Genomic DNA, 23777 nt, shown 5'->3' with positions numbered 1-23777 from the left:
GTAATAATGATATATCTTCTTTAGAAGGAATTGAGAATATGAATGAAATCACAGGGCTTTGGGCTAGCAATAATAAATTAAATGACATCTCTATACTTTCAAGTAAAAGTAGAATAATTAGTTTAGGATTAGATAGTAACAAAATATGTGATATATCAGCTATAAGTGACTTAAAAAAACTAAAGTTTCTAAGATTGGATAAAAATAATATATCAAGCTATAGCTTACTAGAAAATATATATCAAAATTTAGTTGATCCAGATTTTTCGATATAAGAAAGATTTTAATATCATTAGTTTAAGTTATTATAACAAGTCAACTACAAATGATTAGTTATAATATTTTAATAAATAAGTATTCATATTTATACCACGTTAAAAAATGAGAGGTTTAGTATGGTTATAAATGTGATGAACTAAAAGAGGGGGATTAAAATGAAAAAAGGGTTTTTATCTAAGCTAGGATTAGCAACTTTAGTTGCAATGGCTAGCGTTTTAGGGACAAGCCATTCACCGGTTAATGCTGCACCAATGAAGGATGCAGAGGTGAATTTAACACAACCGGATGGACAAGTTATTCAGTGTTATGCATCAGGAGATGAGTTTTATAACTATTTGCATGATGCAAAGGGAAGAGCAATACTTAAAGATGAAAAGACAGGATATTATGTTTATGGAAAATATGTAAAGGATGAAATATTACCATCAAGAGAACGGGTAACTAAAGAAAAAACTGAAAGTTTACAAAATATTGAAAATGATAGCAGAATTAATATAAATGATGTAGAATATCCAAAAGATGAAATTGAAAAACAAAGAGAGATGCTTAATGCAAATGTTTCAACTAAAAGCACAAAAAATATTGGAAAGCTTAATAATATAGTTATTTTCATAAAATTTAGTGACCAATATGAAATAACAAGAAATTTTTCCACATATGATAGACAATTTAACTCTCAAGGTCAAGCATCTTTAAATAATTATTATAAGGAAGCGTCTTATAATAAATTAGATATTAATACAACTTTTTATCCAAAACCTCAGGGTGATCAAGTTTTAAGTTATACTGATAGTCATCCAAGAAGTTATTATGCAAATGTTCCAGACAATGAAAGAGGAATAAGGGAACAAACATTACTTAAAAATGCAGTTGATGCTGTTAAAAATCAAATTCCACAAGATTTAAATGTGGATTCAGATAATGATGGTAAGGTGGATAATGTTTGTTTTATTATAAAGGGTGCAACAACTGGATGGTCATCACTTTTATGGCCTCATAAATGGAATATGTTTTATCAAGATGCAAGAATAAATGGTAAAAGAATAGATACTTACAATTTTCAATTAGAAGATTTTATTGGAGATAATGGTATTGGTGTTTTAAGTCATGAAATGTTTCATACATTAGGAGCACCAGATCTTTATCATTATAATTATGATGGTAAAGTTGCTGTTGGACCATGGGATGTAATGGACCAAACTAAATCTATTCCTCAATCAATGGGAACATACATGAAAATGTATTATGGTAAGTGGATAGATAATATACAAGAAATAAATAAACCAGGAAAATATTCAGTATCTAAAATAGGCAACTCAAATAATAACAGCTATATTATCAAATCACCAAATTCAAATAAAGAATATTTTGTAGTAGAATATAGAAAAAAAGAAAGATTATATGAATCGAGTTTACCAGGAGAAGGTTTATTAGTATATAGAATAAACACAGCTTTCCAAGGAAGAGGTAACGCAAGTGGAAATGATGAAGTATATTTATATAGACCATATGGAACTTTAAATGCAGTTGGGGATTTATCTAAAGCAGCTTTAGGTTATACCAAGACAAATATTAATTCCAATGAATTATTCTTATCTAATGGAATGGATAGTGGAATAAGTTTACAAAATGTAAATGTATCAGGAGATACTGCTAGCTTTAATGTTGTTATAAATGGAGAAACTGGCGATGGAGATAACAAAGAAACTGCTTATTTAGGTGAAAAATTTAATTTTACTTTTAAAGGTTATGCAGATAACGTTTTTGGAGAATTAGGTTTAGACTTAGCTAATAAAAATGCAAAATTTGATATCAAAGGAATCATGCCACATTACTATTTTGAAGATAGTTATGCATCACTTTTAATTAGGGACAGTGAAGGAAATACCATTTATACAAAAGATTTTACTGGAAATAAAGTAAATGAAGCCTTAGTTGAAAATATTCCTATTCAAATAGGTAATTACATTACAGTTAAGCATAGAGAACCGGATAATAGACTACTAATAACAAATACAGAAAACAAATTACAATTAGAAAAAAGCAGCAGTATAACTTATAAAATCACTAATACTGGACTTGAAAAGACTTCAGAAGATGAAATAGAAAAGTTACCGCTTAAATATGTAGTTAATTTTGATGATACTAAAACAATAACTGGTGACATGGAGATAACAGGTGAATGCGTAAGCGGTAAAAAGATAACTAACATAGAATTATATGTGAATGGTGGAAAATATATAGATGCTGAGCGTAGTGTTTTAAATGATAATCAAAGCAAATATGTAGGATATGATTTATCACAAGGGGCATTTAAGCTTAAATTGTATTGTTCAGCTTGGGCTGATTATAATTACTCATACAAAATAATCGCGACAGAAGAAGATGGTCAAAAAACAACTCTTAAAGAAGGAACACTAATAGTTAAAAAACAAACTGGAGGTACAGATACTGAAAAAGTTAGTGAATGGAGGCCAGGAACAACATATAAAGTAGGTGATTTAGTTACTTACAGAGGAAATAAATATAAGTGTCGCCAAGCTCATAGAGCTATAGTTAGTTGGGAACCAGAAACAACTTTAGCACTTTGGTCAATAGTCTATTAGATAAAAACATTTATGAGCTGATAATTTAATTATAAAAATTGATAATTTAAAATAATATGACCCCTTTATGTATTTTTAGGGGTCATATTATTTATGTATGCTTAGAATAGAAAATAATTAGTATAATCTATACGCATAATGCTTGGACAACAGCATTTTCAACAGGTTTTATCATAAGTAAACATTCTAAAGCAACATCTTCAGGAATTTGATGGAATATTTGATGGTCACAATATTTTTTAGATATAGGTTTACCTTGTAAATCTTTAGCAGTATAAAAACCGTAAAGATTATTAAATTTTTGAGATTTAAAGTTTGTTGCTTCAACAAAAAATGCTTTAAATCCTTTTTCCGCGCATTGGTCCATTACAAGTGAAAGCATATTTTGTGCAACATATTTTTTATTAAATTCTGTTCTAACCCCTAGCATAGAACCACGAACATATTCATTTTTTCTTATTTTTCTTCCAAATCTCTTTTCTACAATTGTAAAAAATTGTTTATCTAATTCTTCAAGAAAACCAAATATATTGTTTATTGATTCATTTTTTACTTCAAAAGAAGCTTTTCTATTAGGAGTATAATTTTCGCAAGCCATAGCTCCAATAACCTTATTAGTATCAGTATCTACTGCTACCACACATAAACCATCATTTACAATGTCTTTTATATAATTTGTAGTAAATTCCATCATATCTTCTTTAGATAATTTACATATTTTAGCCATAGGCTCACAGATAGTAAATTTGCCTATCTTTACTCCAGCAAAAGTTTCAGCAAGACATTCAGCTGCACCAAAAACTAAATCTGGATTATTTTCGTCTAATACTTTACAGTCAAAATTTAAATTAATTGTGTTCATAATATAAAAACCCCCATGTTTAAAATTGTAAATAAAACAACATTTGTAAAAGATTATAACATATAAGTAAAAAACATGAAATAAAATAGGCGCAGTATATATGAAAAAAATAATAAAAAATAGAGTTTTTTATGTAATTTACTTTAAATTAAAAATAAACTATAAATTTAAAATATATTAATAATATTTTCTAGAAATACAAATATAATTAAATAGAATCAGAGTTGTATTTTGTAAAAGTAAATATGATATAATTATATTATTATTTAGAAATAATTTATTTAAAGTACAATAAGGGAGATTGAGATGAAGTATGAAAGTATATTTACTAAGTGGTCTTTAAGTATTTTAGTATTATCTTTCTTAGTTTTAGTAAATGAATTTATTCAACTTATACCAACTCATGCAACGGTGTTGGAAGGAATTTTAATTCTTATTGGTCCAAGTATTTTTGCATTTATTGGAGGAATATTTTCAATAATAGGATTCATAAGACATAAAACTAAGTTAGCAGTTTTTCTAATAATAATTAATGCAATATTATTGTTTTGGTGGGCAATATATTGGATTATAGGAACACTTGTTTTGGGAGTATAATTAATAAATGTAAGTATTTTAAAAGAATGTTTTGTTAAATTTACTTATAAAGCATACTAAAAATTAAAAAGTATGTATTAAAAATTTATGAGGTGGTATGATTTTGAACTTGCAAGGTATTATGATTGGATTAATGGCTTTTTTTATCATTGGAGTATTTCATCCAATAGTCATTAAGGGGGAATATTATTTTGGTAAGAATATATGGCCAATGTTTTTTATATTAGGATTAATTTTTATAGGAATATCTTTAATAGTTAAAAACAATATTATTGCATCTATATTAGGGGTAACAGGTTTTTCATGTCTTTGGAGTATTCATGAAATAATTGAACAAGAAGAGAGAGTAAAAAAAGGTTGGTTTCCTAAAAATCCTAAAAGGAAGTATTAATTGTATAAAAAGCCTGTGATTTTAATTATCACAGGCTTTTACTAAATAACTTTTAATTCTTCATTTTTGAAAGAATTAGGAATATAGGTTATATTTAATTTATTAGTAGCAGAACTTTTTTCAATACTACAATTAATTCCAAAAAGTTCTTTGACTATTTTTTCATTTAATACGTCTTCAGGAGTTCCAAAATCTAATATAACACCATTTTTCATAACAAAAATTTTATCACAATAGTAGCATGCTATATTTAAATCATGTATTGCTGAAAATACTGTTAGATTTTGAGCTTTTATAATATCCATTATTTGCAGCTGGTATCCAATATCTAAATGGTTGGTTGGTTCATCTAGAATCATGAAATCACTTTGTTGTGCAAGAGCTCTGGCAATTAAAACTCTTTGCTTTTCACCACCAGATAGATTTGAAAAACTTCTATCTTTAAATTTAAGCATTCCAACTTTTTCAAGACAGTTTTCTGCAAAAGAAATATCTGATTTTGTATTATCTTCAAATAAGCCTTTATGTGAAAATCTTCCGATAAGCACCATGTCAAGCACATTAAAGTCAAATTCTGGTCTATTTTCTTGTGCCACTACTGACATATCTTTTGCGATATCTTTATGAGATAATTTTTTTATGTTTTTATTATTAAGTAAAACCTCACCACTATCTGGAGTAAAAACTCTATATATATTTTTAAGTAAAGTTGATTTTCCACTACCATTTGGACCTATGATTCCTACAAAATCTCCCTTCGATATTTCAAGATTTATATCTTTTAATATGTGTTTATAATTTAAATTCTTAACATGTAGCTTAGTCATTTTAACCTCCAAAAGAATACTTACTTTTTCTTAATAACCATAGGAAGAATGGAGCACCGATGATTGCGGTAACAACGCCTATAGGAAGTTCTTCAGTTGAACCTATCATTCTACCCAATATGTCAGACCATATTAAAAATAGTGAACCTAAAAGAACTGTTAAAGGAATAAGCTTTTTATGTACAGAACCTGCAATTGTTCTGCAAATATGAGGAATAATAAGACCAACAAAGCCTATAATTCCACTTAAAGAAACCATGATTCCAGTAAGTAATGTACTTGTTACAATTATTATTTTTTTAAAAAGTTTAATATTAACACCTAAAGTTATAGCAGCATCTTCACCTAGAAGCATTGCATCAAGAGTTTTATGAATAACTAAAGATATAACAGATGAAATTATAAGCACTAAAAATGCTAAAGGAACATCATCCCATTTAGATCCAGCAAGAGACCCAGTCATCCAAAACATAACTGAATATAATTTTCTTACATCTTCTGCTTTAAATATAATAAAATTTGTTATTGCAGAGAATACTGATGCTACAGCAACCCCTGTTAGAACTAAACTTGAAGATGAAAATTTACCTTTTTTACTTGAAAGTACAAATACTAATATTGAAGAGAATAACGCACCTATAAATGCACCTATATGGATAGACATAAAAGGTATAGCTAAACTACTTCCAAGTAATATACTTATAACTGCACCGGTAGATGCACCGGATGAAATACCAAGTATATATGGATCAGCAAGAACATTTTTTGTTAAAGCCTGCATTAATACTCCAGAAAGAGCAAGACCGGCACCAACAATTCCAGCAAGAAGAGTTCGAGGTAATCTTAACTGCCAAATTATATTTTCTACAGAACTGGACCATGTTTTATCAAAGACATCATTTCCAGATGTTTTATTAATTATAATTTTGAAAAGTTCAGAACTACTCACATCTACTGTACCAACATTAATAGCAACTATTATAGAAAATACTAAAAATAATATTAATGCTATGTAGATAATATATATGTTTGTTTTTAATTTTTTCATTTTAAAACGCTCCAATTTATTTTTTGAATATTTCAGGATGGAAATTTTCCGCCATAGCTTTTATAGCACCAGGATTTCTAACACCAGCAACTACTTCTGAAAGCTCTAATACAAATATTTTATTGTTTTTTATAGCATCTACATCTTTTAATGCATCATGATTTTTTAAAAAGTTTATTTTTTCTTCAACATCATCAGCTGCATTATATTGCATTACTATTATTTGCTCAGGGTTTCGTTTAACAACTTCTTCCCAAGTTACTTTAGCCCAAGGTTTTTCTCCATCTTTAAATATATTTTCACCACCAGCAAGTCTTATTAAATCTGTAGGTAGACCATTACATGCAGTAAAAGGAGTATCTGTACCAGAATCATATACAAAGGCTTTAACTGGCTTTGTATCTTTTGATATTTTAGAAGAAATAGTTTCAATATCCTTTTTCATTTTAGATATAACATCTTCTGAGTTTTTTTCTACATTAAATATTTTCCCAAGGTTAGTAAAGTCTTCATAAACAGTTTCCATTGTTGCATTAGGACTTTCACATTTTGGAACATAAATTTTTACATTATTTTCTTTGCAAAATTTATTATTAAAATTATTTTCAGTAAAAGTAGACATCCATCCAGTTATGAAATCAGGTTCAACACCTAATAATGTTTCTTTAGATGGCATTAAATCAGATAATTTGTTAAGTTTGGAGTGTGCGTCTTTATATTCAGGTAGCACTTCGTTGTCTTGAAATGAATATCCTGCTATAGAATCTTCAAGCCCTAATGCAAGTAGCATTTCTGTTGTAAAGCCACTTAGTGTAACAGCTTTTTTAGGTGCAGTAGAAAAAGTTTCATCTTCTTTACCAGAAGGTAAATCATTGTTTACAGTAACTTCTTTATAATTTTTTTGCTCAGAAGCAGAATTTGAAGAAACTTCTTTTGAAGTTTTATTTGTATCACCACAGCCTGAAAGAATTGATGCAGTTAATGATACTGCTAGAATTAATGAATAAATTTTTTGTTTTCTCATAAAAAATCCCCCTAAATAATCTTTTTATTAATATATATAAATATTTTAATATTTATAAACATAATAATTAGAATAATAAAAATATTTTAAATTTATTTTATTATTTAATTTAATAATTATAATAAATCTATAACAAAAAACAGTATCCTAGAATAAGATACTGTAATAAATAACTTTAAAACATACAACTAATGATGTAATGTATTAAATTTAATTAAAATTAACCTATCCTAGTAAGCAACTTTAGAACTTATTGGCAGGTCTCCTGACTTAGATTCATCACAAATGTTCACCTTCCCACAAACTTAAATTTATAATTTGCAGTGGTATAATAAAAATTTGCTCTTCATTACAGTGGCTGGACCGTAAGAGATTTAAACTCTTTTCCCTTTTAATAAATTGAAATTAATCACATTTAAACCAAAAAGTTAAAAATATTCAATTTTAAAAATAATTTAGCAATTAGCTCCACACGATTATAACATAATAAATAGAAAAAGATAATATTCAGAAAATTTAAACTTAATCTTGAAAAATATGTTATAAAATGTCATTACATTTAGTGTAAAAGTTTACAAAAAGTTTATATAAATGTTAAAGGGGAAAACTTTAAAAAGAAGAATATATACTTATAGAAAATAGTAATAGTTACTATGAAATCTATTAGTAATAGTTTTACGGAAAAATGATACTTAAAGGGGGTATTTTATGTCTTTTTTATTTTTTGCAATAATAGTATCAGTGTTAACTTTACTTTTTGCAATGTTTATATCAAAAGAAATTTCAAAAAAAGAAGTGGGAAATAAAAAAATGGAGGAGATTGCAGGCCATATAAGTGAAGGTGCAATGGCATTTTTGAAGAAGGAATATAGATATTTGGGGATATTTATATTAGTGGTAGCCATTGCTATTGCAGTATTTCTTCATATAAAAACATCTATAAGTTTTGTATTAGGTGCAATATTTTCAATTGCTGCTGGATATGCAGGTATGAAGGTAGGAGTAAAAGCTAATGTACGAACTGCACAAGCTGCTACTAAAGGAAAAGAAGATGCTTTATCCATAGCTTTTTCTGGGGGAACAGTTATGGGACTTTCTGTTGTAGGACTTGGAGTTTTAGGTATTGCAATGTTATCTTTAATTTTCAACTTAGAAATAGAATATATTACAGGTTTTGGATTAGGTGCATCATCTATAGCTCTTTTTGCACGTGTAGGTGGAGGAATATATACTAAAGCTGCAGATGTAGGTGCTGACCTTGTTGGAAAGGTAGAAGTTGGAATCCCGGAAGATGACCCAAGAAATCCTGCTGTTATAGCTGATAATGTAGGGGATAATGTAGGGGATATAGCAGGAATGGGAGCAGATCTTTTTGAATCCTATGTTGGTTCTTTAATATCTGCATTAACTCTTGGAGTCGCAGCAAGTGTATCACTAGGAAAAAATGCTGTTATGTTTCCAATATATGTGTCTGTTGCTGGTATAATAGCGTCAATAATTGCTATATTTATAGTTAGATATTCTAAAGGAAAAGATCCACAGAAAACATTGAATTTAGGACTATATGTATCTGTAGTACTTATGATAATATTTTCGTTGATTTTAAGCAAAACTATTTTAAATACTATAAAACCATTTATATCTGTTTTAGTGGGAATATTAGTTGGGGTTTTCATAGGTAAAATTACAGAGTATTACACATCAGATAATTATAAACCAGTAAAAATTATTGCACAGGAGTCTCAAACAGGAGCAGCTACAAATATAATTTCAGGTCTTGCTATTGGAATGAAATCTACAGTTGTACCTATTTTGATAATTGCATTAGGAGTATTACTATCATATTTCTTAATAGGTGGTTCAAAAGATGCAAGTTTAGGTTTATATGGAATTGCGTTAGCTGCAGTAGGAATGCTTGCAACATCAGGTATGGTCATTTCTGTAGATGCATATGGTCCAATTGCAGATAATGCTGGTGGAATTGCACAAATGGCTGATATGCCAAAGGAAGTTAGAGAGATTACTGATAAATTAGATTCAGTTGGAAATACTACTGCAGCAATTGGTAAAGGTTTTGCTATTGGTTCGGCAGCACTAACAGCATTAGCTTTGTTTGCATCTTATGCTCAGGCTGTTAATTTAGAAAGTATAAATTTATTAAATCCATTGACACTTACAGGACTTTTAGTAGGATGTATGGTACCATTTTTATTTGCTGCATTAACCATGGAGGCAGTAGGAAAGTCTGCAACTAAAATGGTTGAAGAAGTTAGACGTCAATTTAAAGAGAAAAAAGGAATAATGGAAGGAACTGAAAAGCCAGATTATGCAAAATGTGTTGAAATTTCAACAGATGCAGCATTAAAGGAAATGTTACTACCAGGTATTTTAGCAATAGCTATACCACTAGCAGTTGGATTCTTGTTAGGAGCGGAAGCACTTGCTGGGACAATTGCAGGAGCTCTAGGAACTGGTGTTATGGTTGCAATGTTTATGTCTAATGCTGGTGGTGCATGGGATAATGCTAAAAAATATATTGAAGGTGGAGCTTATGGCGGAAAAGGAAGTGATTCGCATAAAGCAGCAGTTGTAGGGGATACAGTTGGAGATCCATTTAAAGATACTTCTGGACCATCTATGAATATTTTAATAAAACTTATGACAATAGTTTCAGTAGTATTTGCAGTAGTTATAAGTAATTATGGTGGAATACTTTTAAAATAATATTAATTTTGATTAAAATAAGAGACAGGTTTTGATAATAAATTAAACCTGTCTTTTGTGTTAATATAATTTTTTTATTTAAAGTACAAATTTAGAAATTTCTAATTGAAGTTCACATGCCATTTGAGATAGATTTTCTGAAGCATTAGAAACTTCATTCATAAGAGCAGTTTGTTCTTCACTAGAAGCAGCTACATTCTGAGTATTAGCAGAAGTTGTAGTAGAAATTTCTGAAGAATTAATAACAGATTGTACCATAATAGTACTACTTGATAAAACTTTATCCATAGCAAAAGATAAATCATTTACGCTCTCAGAAATAGATTTAACTTCCTGTAGAATGTTTTCAAATGAGTTTCCGGCTTCAAAAACCATAGTCATACCCTCATCTACAAATTTGCACCCGTCATTCATTGATAATGAAGCATTTTGTATTTCATTTTGAACTTCATTTATTATAACAGAAATATTTTTAGCTGCATCTGAAGATTGTTCAGCAAGTTTTCGTATTTCATCAGCAACTACAGCAAAGCCCTTTCCTTTTTCTCCAGCTCTCGCAGCTTCAATAGCGGCATTTAAAGCCAAAAGATTAGTTTGGGATGCTATGTTAGAAATTAAAGATAATATATTACCAATTTCAATTGACTTTTCATTAAGAGAATTAACAATTTGAGCTGAAGAAGATACTTTTGTATTAATGTCTTTCATATGAGTTATGGTTGAAGTAACTACATTATTACCACTTAATGCTTTATCATAGGCAAGGTTAGAAGCAGCACTTACAGAAGAAATAGATGAAGATATATCAGAAACTCTATGGTGAAGTTTTTCACCTTCTTTAGAAGCTTCAATAAAAGATGTAGATTGCATTTCAGCACCATTAGCAACATCTTGAATAGATATAGAAATTTGATTAGCTGCTTCTTTAGTTTCATTAGCACTAGCAGTTAGTTCTTCAGAAGTAGAAACAACTTGTTCAAGGCCAATAGATACTTTTTCGATTACAGTTTTTAAGTTATCACCCATTTTATTAAGATGATTTGACATATCTCCTAATTCATCATTATATGTTACATCTATTCTATAAGTTAAATCACCATTTGCAATAGCTTCGGCTAAAGAATTGACCTTAGATATTCTTACTTTTAGATTATTGGCTAATTTAGTTATACATATAGTTACTAAAATAATAACAAAAAGCATAGCTACAAAAATTTTAAAGGCTAAAACTCTTAGTGGATTTAAAAGTTCTGATTCTGGTATACACATAACAAGTTTCCAATTGGTTTCAGGAATAGTGGAGAAAAATGTTATATTTGTTCCATTATCATCTTTAAATGAAGATTTACCAGATTCAGAAGATAATATGTTATTACTAATTGTCTTAAGGCTGTCGTTAGAATCTTCTTTAATATTCATTTTTAAGACCTTTGATGAATCTTTATCTGCTATATAAGTACCATTTGATGTTAATAAGAATGCTCTTCCTAACTTTCCTACTTTAATTTCTGATATAGTCTTTTGAATAGTAGATAGGTCAATGTCAGCAGTTGCAACTCCTAAAAGTTTATTGTTTTGTAAAATAGGACATACTGATGTTAACATAGTAACATTAGTATATTCATCTAAATATGGCTCACACCACATTAAATCCCCTTTAGAACTAGCACCTAGTTTATACCAGTAGTCTTTTGTATAGTCATCTTTGGAATATACATTTGTGTAAAGAATTTGTCCATCTTTCTTATAACCATAATGTGATAAAAATTTAGTATTTTTATCTATTAAGTACGGTTCATAAAATAGACCTGAACCAAAAGTTTCATTATTAGTTTCTATAAATGATTTAACTAGATTTTGGGAATTGTTTTCATTTATATCTCCATTAAATGATTTAGCAGAACTTGCTAATGTTCTTGCAATTTGGCCATGTCTATCTAAAAGTTTGCTAATAAATTCTATTGTAGAATTAGTTTGATAAGACATTTTTTCATCAATTTCAGAAAATAAAATTTTTTGAGCTGTAGTATAAGATATACCTACCATAACAATCATAGCACCGATAGTTAATGGTAAAAGTAATAAAAGTATTTGATTTTTTATGCTTTTCTTTTTTAAATCACCGTTATTTTTATACCTAAAAACTTTAGGAAAAAAAGATTTCATAACGTTCTCCTCCAATATTAAAGTTTAATTATAATTAAGTTAAAATAAGAGTTTAAATTATGTAATATAAGTTTATAATACTATAAAAAGTCAAATAATTATATAATAATACAAAAAATGATATAAATGTATTTAAAAATGAAAATTTTGTTGATAATGATTTATATATTTAATAATCGAATAGTTTTATATATAACTATAGATACTTTCTATTGGAAAAATTGTTAGAATATTATTAATATTAAGATAAGAAAAGATATTCTTAATTTCTTTTAGGAGGTTTTCGCTTTGAACAATGATTTATTAAGGACATTAGACGACACTGAAAGAGAAAAAATTATGAGAGAGGAATTAGGGGAAGAAAAGTGTAAAGTAATAGATAAGTACGGGTTGAGTACCAATAAAAAATTATATTGGGAGAGAGTGCAAGAAAAATATCCTGTACAGGAATGCTTTAGTCATAAGTTTGCAAAAAAATCATCTACATTAGGAATGGTTTTTCATTTATATAGATTATGTTTTGCTAAGACGAAATATTTTGAAAACAATTGGGAAAAATTTGAATCTTGCATATATGATTGTAAAAGAGGCTTTATAGTTACGCCAATATATAATATGGAATTTATAAGACATAAGTCAACAGGAGTGGTTATAGATTTAAGAGAGCTTTCAAAAATTCATTGGCTTCAAGATTTTAAAGATTTATGCAAATATATTGAAGATAAGGAAAATGAATTATTTAAGATGTCCGTTGGGATGTAGTTTGTAAATTAAGTAATAGAAACTGTATCAAAAGCAAGTTGTATTTTTGCTTTGATACAGTTTTTTTATATTCTATAATAATAACTTTCATGAAAAATAAGTATTATAATTATGTTCATATTTTGTTGGAATTTGATATATATAAATAATTGTATAAATATCTTTAATATGCTATAAAGTTAATATAGATATGGGGGGATAATATGAGTAATATTGCGGATTTGCAAGATAACAAAAATAAAATTAAATTAGATGGTTTTACTAAAGAAGATATAATAGTTGATGATATGGTTTTAGTTAAAAAGGGAACTAAAATAACAGAGGAAATAGCTAGAAAATTAAGAGAAGTTTATATGGAAAACCCTATATTAATTAAAACAGAAAAGAGTTTTATTAAAGAGTTTTATAATTTAGATGAAAAAGATATCATAAAAGAAAATGAAAGTTTGAAAGAGGCAGAAAGAAATATAAAAATATATTCTAATAGATTGACCAATATATTTAATACTTTAAATTTTACTAATAAAAATAATATAAGCGATGTAACTATATTTTGTAAAAAATATTAGAAGAATTAAATTCACCACGGATTATGATTAAAAATATATTATTAAATGGAAGTGGAGAAGATAGTATATTTACACATTCTGTAAATGTAACATTATTATCGCTACTTTTAGGAAAGTGGATGAATCTTAATGATACTAAATTAATATTGCTTATGAGAGCTGCTATGCTTCATGATTATGGAAAATATGCCTTGAATCAGGAGCTTCTTTTAAAAAAAGGTAATCTTACAAGCAAAGAAATAAAAATTATTAAAAACCATCCAATAGTATCTTATAATTTAGTAAAAGATATGCCTTATTTAAAGGATGATATAAAATTTGGAATATTAATGCATCATGAAAGAATAGATGGTTCAGGGTATCCTCTAGGCATAAAAGGTAATAAAATTCATAGTTTTGCAAAAATAATAGCTATAGCAGATGTTTTTGATGCTATAAACTCTGATAGAGTATATAAGAAAAGAACAGACCCTTTTACAGCATTAAAAATAATACATGAAGAAAGTATAGCAAAGCTTGATTATAGTCTATGTGAGATATTTATAAATAATATAAGTAATTACTATATAGGAGAATATATAGAACTTAGTAGCGGTGAAATTGCTAAAGTAGTTCAAATGGATTTAAATAATATTACTAAGCCTTTAGTACTATGTAAAGATGGGTTTAAAGATTTAAAAAAGGATACTAGTTTAAATATAAATAGAATCATAATCAACGAGAGTAGTACTAAATAAAATTTATTAAAATCATATATTATGAAAGGATTTTCTGAAATCAATTAGAAAATCTTTTTTATAAATAAAATTAAATATTTAACGGTAATAGGGAAATTAATTTAAGTTTTTATAAGAAATATGTAAGAAAAAGTTAAGTTGACTAATATATACAATATATATATACTGTATATAGGCATTAATACACATTTAAAATCTGCAATAGATAAGCATATAATTTTTACTTTTATTGAAATATATTTAGAATTACCAATTTGAAAACATAAATTACAGAAGTGTAAGCTAATTTGATACAGATATTACACTTTTGTAACTTAAATGTATATGTGAATATGATAGTATATTTATTATCATAATATATTTATAATAATATATTTTAAATTTAAATTATTATTTGATATACATGAATGTGTATATTTTAGAATTAGGGGTGAAATTTTTTTGGACAAATATAGAGAAACTTGGGAAAAATCTAAGATTACTGTTTTAAAAGCAGTAATAGGTTTTTTAGTATTAGCTTTAGTATTGTTTGCATTAAAAGGAGAACTGAAAAATTTAAACCTTATTGAAGCGTTACATATTTTAAAGCAAGAAAAAAACTCAACAATTTTAGTAGTATTTATAATGGGACTGATAGCAGTAGCTGTTACTACATTATATGATTTAGTTTTATGTAAAGAATTAAATATAGATGTAAATAAAAAGAAAATATTTAAAATTTCTTGGATGTCAAATACCACTAATAATTTTATTGGAGCTGGTGGAATAGCCGGTGGTGGGTTAAGAACTGCGTTTTATAAAAAGGAAGGTGTATCAACAAAAGAAGCTGTTAATATGACCTTCACTATATGGATGACAACTCTTACAGGACTTTCAGGTCTTATATTATTGAATTTTAATTTTATAGTAAAATTAGATAATAAATTTTATGTTATTTTAGCCATATTAATATCATTATATATACCGCTATATTTAAGTATTGATAAAATTCCATATATAAGAGATAAGTTTAAGGATAGCATAGCTATAACTATGCCATTAAAAAGTAAAGTAAAAATGGTTTTAGTAGCAGTTTTAGAATGGATAGTTGCAGGAATATTTTTTGCAGGACTAATACATTACTTTGCACCTGAAGCATCTTATTTTGAAAGCTTAGCAGTATTTTCCTTAGCAATTACAATAGGTGTTTGTAGTTTTATACCTGGAGGTATAGGTTCATTCGATTTAGCTTGTATTTATGGTTTTAAATTATTTAATATAAGTAGTTCAGGAATAATAGTAGGTATGTTACTTTTTAGAATATTTTATTACTTGATTCCATGGCTTTTATCCATGTTCTTAATAGTAGGTGAGTTATTAAATGCTAAAAGGTCGAAAAAAAATAAAAATAATTTAGCACTTATAAATGAGTTTGGTATAAAAGCTTTATCAGGATTAATATTTTTTAGTGGAATAGTTTTAATACTTTCTTCTATATTACCAAACTTTCCTGCTAGGGTTAGGATAGTTAGAAAGTTTTTAAGTGTACCAATGCTTCAATTCTCTGAAGTTACGGTTATAGGTATAGGATTTATTTTAATAATACTATCAAAAGGTATATTAGATAAGGTAAAAGGTGCGTATAATGTAACAATAATTCTTTTAATACTAGGTTCATTGTTATCTTTTATAAAAGGATTAAATATAGAAGCATCAAGTCTTTTAGGAGTTATAGCATTTTTATTATATTTATCTAAAGATAGATTTTATAGAGAAAATTCACCGCTTGAAATTAAAAATGCTATTTTATACACTTCAATAGTTTTAATAATGAGCTTATTTTATGGGTTTATATATTTTGTAATAAATAATTCACTAGCATTTATACCATATAAGCCAGTGGTAAAGAACTTTATGTATACACCTAAGATGATGACTAGTTATTTTTTAATTTTATTAGTTATTGTACTTATAATACATTTTTTAGCTGTTAAGAAAATTGAATTTGAATATGCAAATGATGATGATTTAGAAAAACTTAAAGAGTTTTTAAAAAAATATGATGGCAATTGTAAAACACATTTATTATTTTTAAAAGATAAGAGTTTATTTTATGCTGCAGATAATAAGGTTATTATTGGATTTAGAATATACGATAATAAAATGATAGCATTAGGTGATCCGATAGGTGATAAATCTTTATTTAAAAAAGCTATTGGTGAATTTAGAGCTTTTGCAGATAAAAACAATATGACACCTGTATTTTATGAAATAAATGAAGAAAATTTACCGTTATATCATGAAAATGGGTACAATTTCTTTAAGTTAGGAGAAGAAGCTTTCGTAAAATTAGAAGGTTTTAATTTAAATGGTAAAAAGAAAGCTGATTTAAGGTATATAAAAAATAGGATAGAAAAAGGACTTTTTGAATTTGAAATGATAAACCCTCCTTTCGATGATGAGTTTTTTAGTAAACTAAAAGAAATATCTGATAAATGGCTTGGGGACAGAAAAGAAAAGGGATTTTCTCTAGGGTGGTTTAATAAGGAATATATGAGTTTAACACCAATAGGAGTAGTGAAACATGAAGGAGAGATTATAGGTTTTGCTACATTGTTGCCAGTTTATGATGATAAAACTGTAGGTATCGATCTTATGAGATTAATACCAAATCCTCCTAATGGAACTATGGATGCTGTATTCTACTCATTTATTAATTGGGCCATAAATGAAGGATATGAATATTTTAATTTAGGTATGGCACCACTTTCAAATGTAGGAGTTAATAAGTATTCAAAAGTAAAAGAAAGAATGGGTAGATATGTATTTACTTATGGAAATAAAGTTTATAGTTTTAAAGGATTAAGAAAATATAAAGAAAAGTTTGATCCAATATGGTGTGGAAGGTATTTGGCATATCCAGCTAATTCTAACTTGCCGTCGATAATAGTTGATTTAGCAAAGTTAGTAGCAGAAGCACCAAAAGAAGATTAATTTTTATAAAAAATATTAAAATTTTAATAAAAAGGGCATCTCATAATATAATAAATTAAGGGGTGTCCTTTAAAATTATTCAATATAATATTTGTTACGGAGAATGAATAAGAAAGTTATTAAAAAGTATTTTAACTTATTAATAATTAGTAAGCTAAGTTAAATTTAAAATATAACATTTGATTTTTTCTTATAAATAGTTTACATTTTTATAGTGAAGTATTTTTAAAAGGAGATATTTTTATGGCGGTTATACCGAAAGAAGCGGAACAGAGATATTATGAAATAGAAAAAATTATAGAAGAATTTGCTATAAAATATTTAGATGAAGAATATAGTAACTTTTCTTCTAAATTATTGGAAAGTTTGTGTAGAAAAAATTGGAAAAAAGTTTTAAGAGGGAAATCTAATGTATGGGCTTGTGCTATTGTATATGTTATAGGTAAAATTAATTTTTTATTTGATTCTAATGAAAAACCGTATATGAAAGTAAAGGATTTATTTTCTATATTTAATGTATCAAGTTCATCAATAGCAAAAAGGTATAATGAGATTTGTGAAATTTTAAATATTACATTGTTGGATATTAAATGGACTCTACCAAGTAATATTGAAAAAAATCCATTAACATGGTTAATAAACTTAGATGGTTTTATAACAGATATTAGATATTCTTCAAAAAACATACAAGAAAAAGCATTAGAAAAAAACTTTTTGATTACATTCCTAATTGTGATGATTTAAAAGATGAAAAATTTTTTCATCAGGAATTATCAGGAGAAAGTCTTGAAGAGATATTAGATTTAAATACTCTTATAGAGATTCTTCAAGATGAAGATGAATTAGACTTAATTGACAGTGAGAATATTACCAAAATAAACAACTTGTCAGATATGGAAGAAATCTTATTCTCGTTAAATGATGAAAATTATTTTTCACGACAAAAATGTAAAATAATTCAATTTCCTGTAAAAAGCAATTAATTAAATTTATTTTTAACATAAAAAAAGGTGTCTTATCTAATTTAAGACACCTTTTATTACTTATTTATCTATTCCATCTCTTGATAAAACACCATCATAATAATAATGTTTAACTTCTTTCATTTCTGTAATAAGATCAGCTATATCTAGTAATTCTTTTTGAGCATATCTACCGGTTAAAATTAATTCTGTTTCATAGGGTTTATTTTTAAGTACTTTTAAAACATCTTCTATGTTTAATAGTTGAAAATACAATGCTATTGTAATTTCATCCATAACGATTACATCATATTCTTTACTTAAGATAATGGCTTCAATTTCTTTTAGACCATTAATAGCTATATCTATATCCTCTTTTTCAGGACCTTCATTTATAAAACATCTGCGACCAAATTGTTTAAATTTTATATTAGGTAAATAGTCTTCACATTTTACTTCATTATATTTCATGCCTTTTACAAATTGACCGAAAAAAACTTTTTTTCCTGCACATACTGCCCTTACAGCAACACCTAATGCTGCTGTTGTTTTTCCTTTACCATTTCCAGTATAAATATGAATATATCCTTTTTCCATAAAATCATCTCCAACCATTATTATTTAGATTTAAAATACATTTAATAGTTAATTAAAAACTGTATATTATAGAATATATACTTTGAATATTTAAATAATTTCTATTTTTACATTTTCTATAGTTTTATTTTAAGATATTAGTCTAAAATGTACAAGTAATGTGATATATTGATATTTAAAGAAACATTAAGAAAAAGTGGATAATATATAATTAGGAGGTAAAAATGGGGTATATAGAAGAGTTAAGAAGTTTAATTGGCCATAAACCTGTTATATTAAATGGGGTTTCTGTTTTAATTATAGATAAAAATAATAGTATTTTATTACAAAAAAGAATTTGTCCCCAAAAATTATGGGGATTACCAGGGGGATTAATGGAACTTGGCGAATCTTTAGAAGAAACAGGTAAACGAGAAGTATTTGAAGAAACAGGATTAAAGATTGATAATTTAAAGTTTTTAAAAGTATTTTCAGGAAAAGAATTTCATTTAAAGCTTCCCAATAAAGATGAATTTTACTTAGTTAACGCAGTATATTATACATATGATTTTCAAGGAAAATTAATATTGAATGAAAATGAGGGAAGTGCATTAGAGTTTTTTAGTATAAATGATTTGCCAAAGGATATGGTTAAAAGTCATAGGTTGTTTATAGAAACATATATAGCTGATATTTTAAATTAAAATCATTATGATACAATAGGATTATTAAAATGTATTATTTGAATTATTTATTGATGAATTAAATTTTTTAATAGATAATTTCATATATTATTCAAAGAATATTATCTAAAATTTAAATATTTGTGAATATTTTCTTTAAAATATGTTTATTAAGGCATATTTGTAGTATACTAAATATATAAAAAGCCTTAAAAGGTTTATATAAATTCCCAAAATAACTTTAATTTTGATTGCTTTATTTTTGAATAAAGCAATCTTTTTTTATAAAATAAATTTTTAAAATTCTTAATATTGTGTTAAAATAATAAAAATAAGAAAATTTAAAATAAAGAGGTGGTTTTATAAATTAGTATAGCAAGCTTAAAAGTTTGTTATTATTTTGGACAAGCTTTAATATAGTCTTAAATTTAAGGCTATATATTGAGAAACTATTTAAACTAATGTAAAAGGAGTTTTGAATATGACAAAAGTTAAATTTTATAATGTACACCATATAGACAACAAAAAAATATCCTTTGCAGCAATAGTTGCAAAGTATAAAGACCACTGGGTTTTTATAAAAGATAAAAATGAAAGTACATGGAGGATTCCATGTGGATATCATGAAAGTAATGAACATATTGAAAAATATGCAGAAAAAGAGTTAATGAAAACAGTTGGAGCTAAAAAATTTCAAATATCTCCAGTGTGCATGTGCTCAGTAGTGGAAGATGAAAATGAATTTTTAGGTCAGTTATTTTATGCTAAAATAGATGAATTAGATGAAATGGAAAAGTTAGAAGTTGAAGATATAGAATTTTTTGACACTTTACCGAAGAATTTAACTTATCCAGCAGTACAGTCATTTTTATTTAAAAAAGCATTGAATTATGAAAAAAGTAAAAGACAATAAAATGTTAATGAAAAAGGGAATTTTATATGTTGATAAGAATAAATATAGTTGATATATATACATGTAAAATAATTAAATGGTAAAATTATGAGTTTTGTTATTAGAAAAGCAACTAAAAATGACTATGTAGAAGTTAATACTTTAATGAGTGAACTTAATAGTTTACATGTAGATGGTAGACCAGATATATATGTGAAAGTTGATAGTCCTTTAGTTAAAGATTATTATAATATATTATTAGAAAGTGGACTTTATGAAATTTTCGTATTAGAAAAAGATAAATCTATTTTAGTGGGTTACACTATTTTAGAAATTAAGGAAAGCCCATCGAGAAAAGAACTTGTTGAGAAAAAATTTGTTTATATGAATGATTTATGTATAAAAAAAGAATATAGAGGTAAAGGTTTAGGAAAAGTTCTATTTAATGTTGCTGTAGAATTTGCAAAAAAAATAAACGGTGAAACATTAGAACTTGGAGTATGGAATTTTAATGAAAGTGCTATAAAGTTTTATGAACATATGGGTATGACTGTAAGAAATATAAGAATGGAGTTAAAATTATAATTATGCTTTAAAAGAAGAATAAAGATTAGTGTTTAAGGTAACCTTAAAGATATAAATATTTTAAGGAGGACACTATGACAAGAAGATTTAAAGCAATATTAAGTTTTATAATTTTATTTAGTTTAGTTTTGACTTTTAACTTTAAGCAAGATACAAAAGTCTTAGCACAGGAGGAAAAGGATAAAAAATTTGTGGTATGTATTGATCCAGGACACCAAGAAAAAGGCGATAGTAAAGGTGAACCTATCGGGCCTGGAGCTTCTCAAAAAAAACCACGAGTTTCTTCCGGAACTGCAGGGGTTGGAACAAAAAAAGCAGAATATATGGTAAACCTTGAAGCGTCATTAATATTAAAAGATATTTTACAGCAAAATGGGTATGAAGTGGTTATGACAAGAGAGACTAATGATGTAAACATAAGTAATGCAGAAAGAGCAGAAGTTTCTAATAAGGCAGAAGCAGATATGACTATAAGAATTCATTGTGATAGCTTAAATGATTCAGGTAAAACAGGAGCATCCATACTAATACCATCTAAATCTAATAAATATACAAGTAATATATATATAAAAAGTAATGACTATGGAAACATTCTAAAAGCATCTCTAGAAGATGAAGGGATAAAAGTTAATGGAGTCTTTGAAAGAAATGATATAACAGGTTTCAATTGGTCACAAGTTCCAGTTGTTATACTGGAAATGGGTTTTATGAGCAATTGGAATGAAGATAGAATGCTTTGTGATATAAACTACCAAAGAAAATTAATGGAATGTGTTAAAGTATCATTAGATGAATATAAAGGAAATAAAAACTAGAAATAAATTTTCTAGTTTTTATTATTTTAAATATTTTTAATAAAGTATATAAATTAATAATGAACTTTTATTAAATGGAATTTTATATTAGTGTTACTAAAACCAAGGTCATAAGGTACAAGAAGTCTATCAGTATTATGGCAAGTTACAAGAGGATAGCCTTTAGAGTCAAGACCAGTTACTGTTGATACATGAACTATTTTCCCATTTTTTTCATATGCTACAAAATCTCCAGGTCTTAGATTATATGCATTTTTATAAATTTCTTCATAAGTACCTTTGGCAATATAAGAAGCTCTTCCACTGTTTATCATATAGTTTTTAAATGATTGAGCATTAACCCAAGCCTTTGAGCCATCTCGTCCTTCATAATTCCAAAGTTTATTTTTCTTAAATCCAGCACCTTCATAAAGTATTTGAGAAGCAAAATTCGCACAATCTCCACCTTGAGGATTGAAGTTTGTATATTCTTTATTATATTTAAAGTTATACTCATCATCATAAGCTATTCCACAGTATTTATGAGCATAATCAATAGCTTTTTCTAGTTTTTCTGTTAAATTAATTTCTGGGCAGTCTTTTGAAAGTATATATTCCTTCATTTCTTCAGATTTTTTTATGTTGTTTAAATTTAATGAATCTGCAAATGGATCTGTATACCACTCTTTTGTTATAACATATTTATCATTTTCTTTTTTTAGATTTATATAATGTGAAGTGCCTAAACGAAATTTATTATGAATGTCAGGAGAAGTTATGTAGCTATAATCAAACTCAGTTGTAGCAGAACAAACTATACCATATATTCCAGGCTCTTTTTCTTTAACTTTTCTAACTTTTAATAAAGACTGAATATTGTTAAATGTTACAGCTTGTTTTTCAGACCAATTTTTAAGATAATCAATTTTTTTATTCTCACTTTCATAAGCCCATAAACTAACTTTTTTATTTAAGTCATAAAAAACTTTTAAGCCTTCGCTATCACCAGAAAGTATTGATTTGTTTCTTTGATCAAATAGGTCGTTTAAAAGTACATGAAATTCATTTTTTAATTGCTCATTTGCATCTGGTGATTGTTCAAAGGTGTGCATATCTTCATCTACAAAATAATATGGATTTGCAAAGACTAAAAAAATATTTGAAAAAGACAAAAATAAAGTTAACATGAAGGCTATAAAGATTTTATTAAACTTTCTCATTATGTGTCTCCTTTATTAGATAATATTTGATTTGTTAATTTTAAAAAGTATATATACATATATTTTGTCATTATTTTTAAATAATATATATGGAAATTGTAGTAATTAATATAATGACAAAATAAATGCATTTTATTAACACAAATAGATTTTGTTTAATAAGATAATTATAAGGTATAAGATAAATTTCTTTTTAATATATTATATGTAAACTTAAATTTATATAATATATTAATACCTTATATTGTAATTTAGAATATGATAAAAGTGATTATGTATCATTAGTTTATTTAGATTATGGTGAAATGGTACTGTTATATAATTTAAGAAATAAAGAGAAGAGCGTTTAGATATAACTTTAGATATAACTATTGTTGAAAATTTTTATATTATATAGAAGATTTAGATGTTGAGGAATATGGAATAATTATTACAAAAGGCTATAAAAAATTGTGATAATTACAAGTATAAAAAATATTACAAATACAAAAGAATTGATA

The 23777-nt window shown here is 26.5% G+C and carries 20 protein-coding genes, 1 pseudogene and 1 riboswitch; of the genes and pseudogenes, 14 read left to right on the top strand and 7 right to left on the bottom strand.

Features of this window, described 5'->3' with window-relative positions; all coding sequences use genetic code 11:
- Positions 1 to 275: pseudogene (locus tag CSGHG_RS20710) on the top strand (leucine-rich repeat domain-containing protein); the annotation flags it as partial.
- A gap of 159 nt (positions 276 to 434) precedes the next feature.
- Positions 435 to 2885 carry a M6 family metalloprotease domain-containing protein gene (locus CSGHG_RS12220; RefSeq protein ID WP_010295687.1) on the top strand — a complete coding sequence of 817 codons (2451 nt, stop codon included), beginning with the start codon at positions 435 to 437 and terminating at the stop codon, positions 2883 to 2885.
- Between the two features lie 127 nt (positions 2886 to 3012).
- On the opposite strand, the gene CSGHG_RS12215 is transcribed toward CSGHG_RS12220, so the two are convergent.
- Entirely contained in the window at positions 3013 to 3747 is a 735-nt protein-coding gene (locus CSGHG_RS12215) for a hypothetical protein (protein WP_010295682.1), read from the bottom strand.
- A gap of 306 nt (positions 3748 to 4053) precedes the next feature.
- Here CSGHG_RS12215 and CSGHG_RS12210 point away from each other — a divergent pair, with 306 nt between their 5' ends.
- Together CSGHG_RS12210 and CSGHG_RS12205 are read left to right on the top strand one after the other, a co-directional pair.
- A complete protein-coding gene (locus CSGHG_RS12210; RefSeq protein WP_010295680.1) occupies positions 4054 to 4344 on the top strand; it encodes a hypothetical protein in 291 nt (96 codons plus the stop codon).
- 103 nt (positions 4345 to 4447) lie between these two features.
- Complete coding sequence (locus CSGHG_RS12205) at positions 4448 to 4735, top strand: DUF4491 family protein (protein ID WP_010295679.1); 288 nt, start codon at positions 4448 to 4450, stop codon at positions 4733 to 4735.
- Between the two features lie 41 nt (positions 4736 to 4776).
- Here CSGHG_RS12205 and CSGHG_RS12200 read toward each other — a convergent pair whose 3' ends face one another.
- Genes CSGHG_RS12200 through CSGHG_RS12190 form a run of 3 tightly spaced genes read right to left on the bottom strand, consistent with a single transcriptional unit; the run spans position 4777 to position 7634 of the window.
- Positions 4777 to 5562 carry an ABC transporter ATP-binding protein gene (locus CSGHG_RS12200; RefSeq protein WP_010295676.1) on the bottom strand — a complete coding sequence of 262 codons (786 nt, stop codon included), beginning with the start codon at positions 5560 to 5562 and terminating at the stop codon, positions 4777 to 4779.
- A 1-nt stretch (position 5563) separates the two neighbouring features.
- Complete coding sequence (locus CSGHG_RS12195) at positions 5564 to 6610, bottom strand: FecCD family ABC transporter permease (protein ID WP_010295673.1); 1047 nt, start codon at positions 6608 to 6610, stop codon at positions 5564 to 5566.
- 16 nt (positions 6611 to 6626) lie between these two features.
- A complete protein-coding gene (locus CSGHG_RS12190) occupies positions 6627 to 7634 on the bottom strand; it encodes an ABC transporter substrate-binding protein (protein ID WP_010295671.1) in 1008 nt (335 codons plus the stop codon).
- A gap of 238 nt (positions 7635 to 7872) precedes the next feature.
- A riboswitch (cobalamin riboswitch) is annotated at positions 7873 to 8074 on the bottom strand.
- A gap of 268 nt (positions 8075 to 8342) precedes the next feature.
- On the opposite strand from CSGHG_RS12190, the gene CSGHG_RS12185 reads away from it, so the two are divergent.
- Positions 8343 to 10358 carry a sodium-translocating pyrophosphatase gene (locus CSGHG_RS12185; RefSeq protein WP_010295670.1) on the top strand — a complete coding sequence of 672 codons (2016 nt, stop codon included), beginning with the start codon at positions 8343 to 8345 and terminating at the stop codon, positions 10356 to 10358.
- 78 nt (positions 10359 to 10436) lie between these two features.
- Here CSGHG_RS12185 and CSGHG_RS12180 read toward each other — a convergent pair whose 3' ends face one another.
- The gene (locus CSGHG_RS12180) at positions 10437 to 12524 is read right to left on the bottom strand and encodes a methyl-accepting chemotaxis protein (RefSeq protein WP_010295669.1); all 2088 of its coding nucleotides are present in this window, start codon (positions 12522 to 12524) and stop codon (positions 10437 to 10439) included.
- A 288-nt stretch (positions 12525 to 12812) separates the two neighbouring features.
- Between CSGHG_RS12180 and CSGHG_RS12175 the strand changes: the two genes are divergently transcribed.
- The 5 genes from CSGHG_RS12175 to CSGHG_RS12160 all read left to right on the top strand — a co-directional run bounded on the left by CSGHG_RS12175 (position 12813) and on the right by CSGHG_RS12160 (position 18309).
- The gene (locus tag CSGHG_RS12175; RefSeq protein ID WP_010295668.1) at positions 12813 to 13286 is read left to right on the top strand and encodes a hypothetical protein; all 474 of its coding nucleotides are present in this window, start codon (positions 12813 to 12815) and stop codon (positions 13284 to 13286) included.
- Positions 13287 to 13489: 203 nt separating this feature from the next.
- Positions 13490 to 13855 (top strand): hypothetical protein, encoded by a 366-nt coding sequence (locus CSGHG_RS22015; RefSeq protein WP_010295667.1) that lies wholly within the window; start codon positions 13490 to 13492, stop codon positions 13853 to 13855.
- Positions 13856 to 13878: 23 nt separating this feature from the next.
- Positions 13879 to 14592 (top strand): HD-GYP domain-containing protein, encoded by a 714-nt coding sequence (locus CSGHG_RS22010; RefSeq protein ID WP_010295666.1) that lies wholly within the window; start codon positions 13879 to 13881, stop codon positions 14590 to 14592.
- A gap of 441 nt (positions 14593 to 15033) precedes the next feature.
- Positions 15034 to 17565: a bifunctional lysylphosphatidylglycerol flippase/synthetase MprF gene (gene mprF, locus CSGHG_RS12165; protein ID WP_010295665.1), complete on the top strand. Its 2532-nt coding sequence runs from the start codon at positions 15034 to 15036 to the stop codon at positions 17563 to 17565.
- A gap of 243 nt (positions 17566 to 17808) precedes the next feature.
- On the top strand, positions 17809 to 18309 hold the full coding sequence (locus CSGHG_RS12160; protein WP_010295664.1) for a DUF6398 domain-containing protein: 501 nt from the start codon (positions 17809 to 17811) through the stop codon (positions 18307 to 18309).
- 299 nt (positions 18310 to 18608) lie between these two features.
- Here the strand turns inward: CSGHG_RS12160 and CSGHG_RS12155 are convergent, their stop codons facing one another.
- Positions 18609 to 19124, bottom strand: coding sequence for a cob(I)yrinic acid a,c-diamide adenosyltransferase (locus tag CSGHG_RS12155; protein ID WP_010295662.1), 516 nt, complete (start codon positions 19122 to 19124; stop codon positions 18609 to 18611).
- Between the two features lie 224 nt (positions 19125 to 19348).
- Between CSGHG_RS12155 and CSGHG_RS12150 the strand changes: the two genes are divergently transcribed.
- The 4 genes from CSGHG_RS12150 to CSGHG_RS12135 all read left to right on the top strand — a co-directional run bounded on the left by CSGHG_RS12150 (position 19349) and on the right by CSGHG_RS12135 (position 22078).
- On the top strand, positions 19349 to 19807 hold the full coding sequence (locus CSGHG_RS12150; RefSeq protein ID WP_010295660.1) for an NUDIX hydrolase: 459 nt from the start codon (positions 19349 to 19351) through the stop codon (positions 19805 to 19807).
- A gap of 460 nt (positions 19808 to 20267) precedes the next feature.
- Complete coding sequence (locus tag CSGHG_RS12145; protein WP_010295658.1) at positions 20268 to 20699, top strand: NUDIX hydrolase; 432 nt, start codon at positions 20268 to 20270, stop codon at positions 20697 to 20699.
- Positions 20700 to 20786: 87 nt separating this feature from the next.
- The gene (locus CSGHG_RS12140; protein ID WP_010295657.1) at positions 20787 to 21263 is read left to right on the top strand and encodes a GNAT family N-acetyltransferase; all 477 of its coding nucleotides are present in this window, start codon (positions 20787 to 20789) and stop codon (positions 21261 to 21263) included.
- A gap of 74 nt (positions 21264 to 21337) precedes the next feature.
- A complete protein-coding gene (locus CSGHG_RS12135) occupies positions 21338 to 22078 on the top strand; it encodes an N-acetylmuramoyl-L-alanine amidase (RefSeq protein WP_010295655.1) in 741 nt (246 codons plus the stop codon).
- Between the two features lie 53 nt (positions 22079 to 22131).
- Here the strand turns inward: CSGHG_RS12135 and CSGHG_RS12130 are convergent, their stop codons facing one another.
- Positions 22132 to 23277, bottom strand: coding sequence for an amidase domain-containing protein (locus CSGHG_RS12130; protein ID WP_010295652.1), 1146 nt, complete (start codon positions 23275 to 23277; stop codon positions 22132 to 22134).
- Positions 23278 to 23777: the final 500 nt, after the last annotated feature.

It is taken from the genome of Clostridium senegalense JC122, from assembly GCF_000285575.1.
GTDB lineage: Bacteria > Bacillota > Clostridia > Clostridiales > Clostridiaceae > Clostridium_J > Clostridium_J senegalense.
Note: the sequence above shows the minus strand (reverse complement) of the source record. Positions and strands in the feature narration are given on the sequence as shown.

Coding starts and splice junctions, on each gene's coding strand:
- CSGHG_RS12215 (WP_010295682.1), bottom strand. CDS start 3,747: ATGAACACAATTAATTTAAATTTTGACTGTAAAGTATTAGACGAAAAT.
- CSGHG_RS12150 (WP_010295660.1), top strand. CDS start 19,349: ATGGGGTATATAGAAGAGTTAAGAAGTTTAATTGGCCATAAACCTGTT.
- CSGHG_RS22010 (WP_010295666.1), top strand. CDS start 13,879: ATGATTAAAAATATATTATTAAATGGAAGTGGAGAAGATAGTATATTT.
- CSGHG_RS12180 (WP_010295669.1), bottom strand. CDS start 12,524: ATGAAATCTTTTTTTCCTAAAGTTTTTAGGTATAAAAATAACGGTGAT.
- CSGHG_RS12160 (WP_010295664.1), top strand. CDS start 17,809: ATGGCGGTTATACCGAAAGAAGCGGAACAGAGATATTATGAAATAGAA.
- CSGHG_RS12185 (WP_010295670.1), top strand. CDS start 8,343: ATGTCTTTTTTATTTTTTGCAATAATAGTATCAGTGTTAACTTTACTT.
- CSGHG_RS12195 (WP_010295673.1), bottom strand. CDS start 6,610: ATGAAAAAATTAAAAACAAACATATATATTATCTACATAGCATTAATA.
- CSGHG_RS22015 (WP_010295667.1), top strand. CDS start 13,490: ATGAGTAATATTGCGGATTTGCAAGATAACAAAAATAAAATTAAATTA.
- CSGHG_RS12210 (WP_010295680.1), top strand. CDS start 4,054: ATGAAGTATGAAAGTATATTTACTAAGTGGTCTTTAAGTATTTTAGTA.
- CSGHG_RS12145 (WP_010295658.1), top strand. CDS start 20,268: ATGACAAAAGTTAAATTTTATAATGTACACCATATAGACAACAAAAAA.
- CSGHG_RS12130 (WP_010295652.1), bottom strand. CDS start 23,277: ATGAGAAAGTTTAATAAAATCTTTATAGCCTTCATGTTAACTTTATTT.
- CSGHG_RS12140 (WP_010295657.1), top strand. CDS start 20,787: ATGAGTTTTGTTATTAGAAAAGCAACTAAAAATGACTATGTAGAAGTT.
- CSGHG_RS12190 (WP_010295671.1), bottom strand. CDS start 7,634: ATGAGAAAACAAAAAATTTATTCATTAATTCTAGCAGTATCATTAACT.
- CSGHG_RS12220 (WP_010295687.1), top strand. CDS start 435: ATGAAAAAAGGGTTTTTATCTAAGCTAGGATTAGCAACTTTAGTTGCA.
- CSGHG_RS12135 (WP_010295655.1), top strand. CDS start 21,338: ATGACAAGAAGATTTAAAGCAATATTAAGTTTTATAATTTTATTTAGT.
- CSGHG_RS12155 (WP_010295662.1), bottom strand. CDS start 19,124: ATGGAAAAAGGATATATTCATATTTATACTGGAAATGGTAAAGGAAAA.
- CSGHG_RS12200 (WP_010295676.1), bottom strand. CDS start 5,562: ATGACTAAGCTACATGTTAAGAATTTAAATTATAAACACATATTAAAA.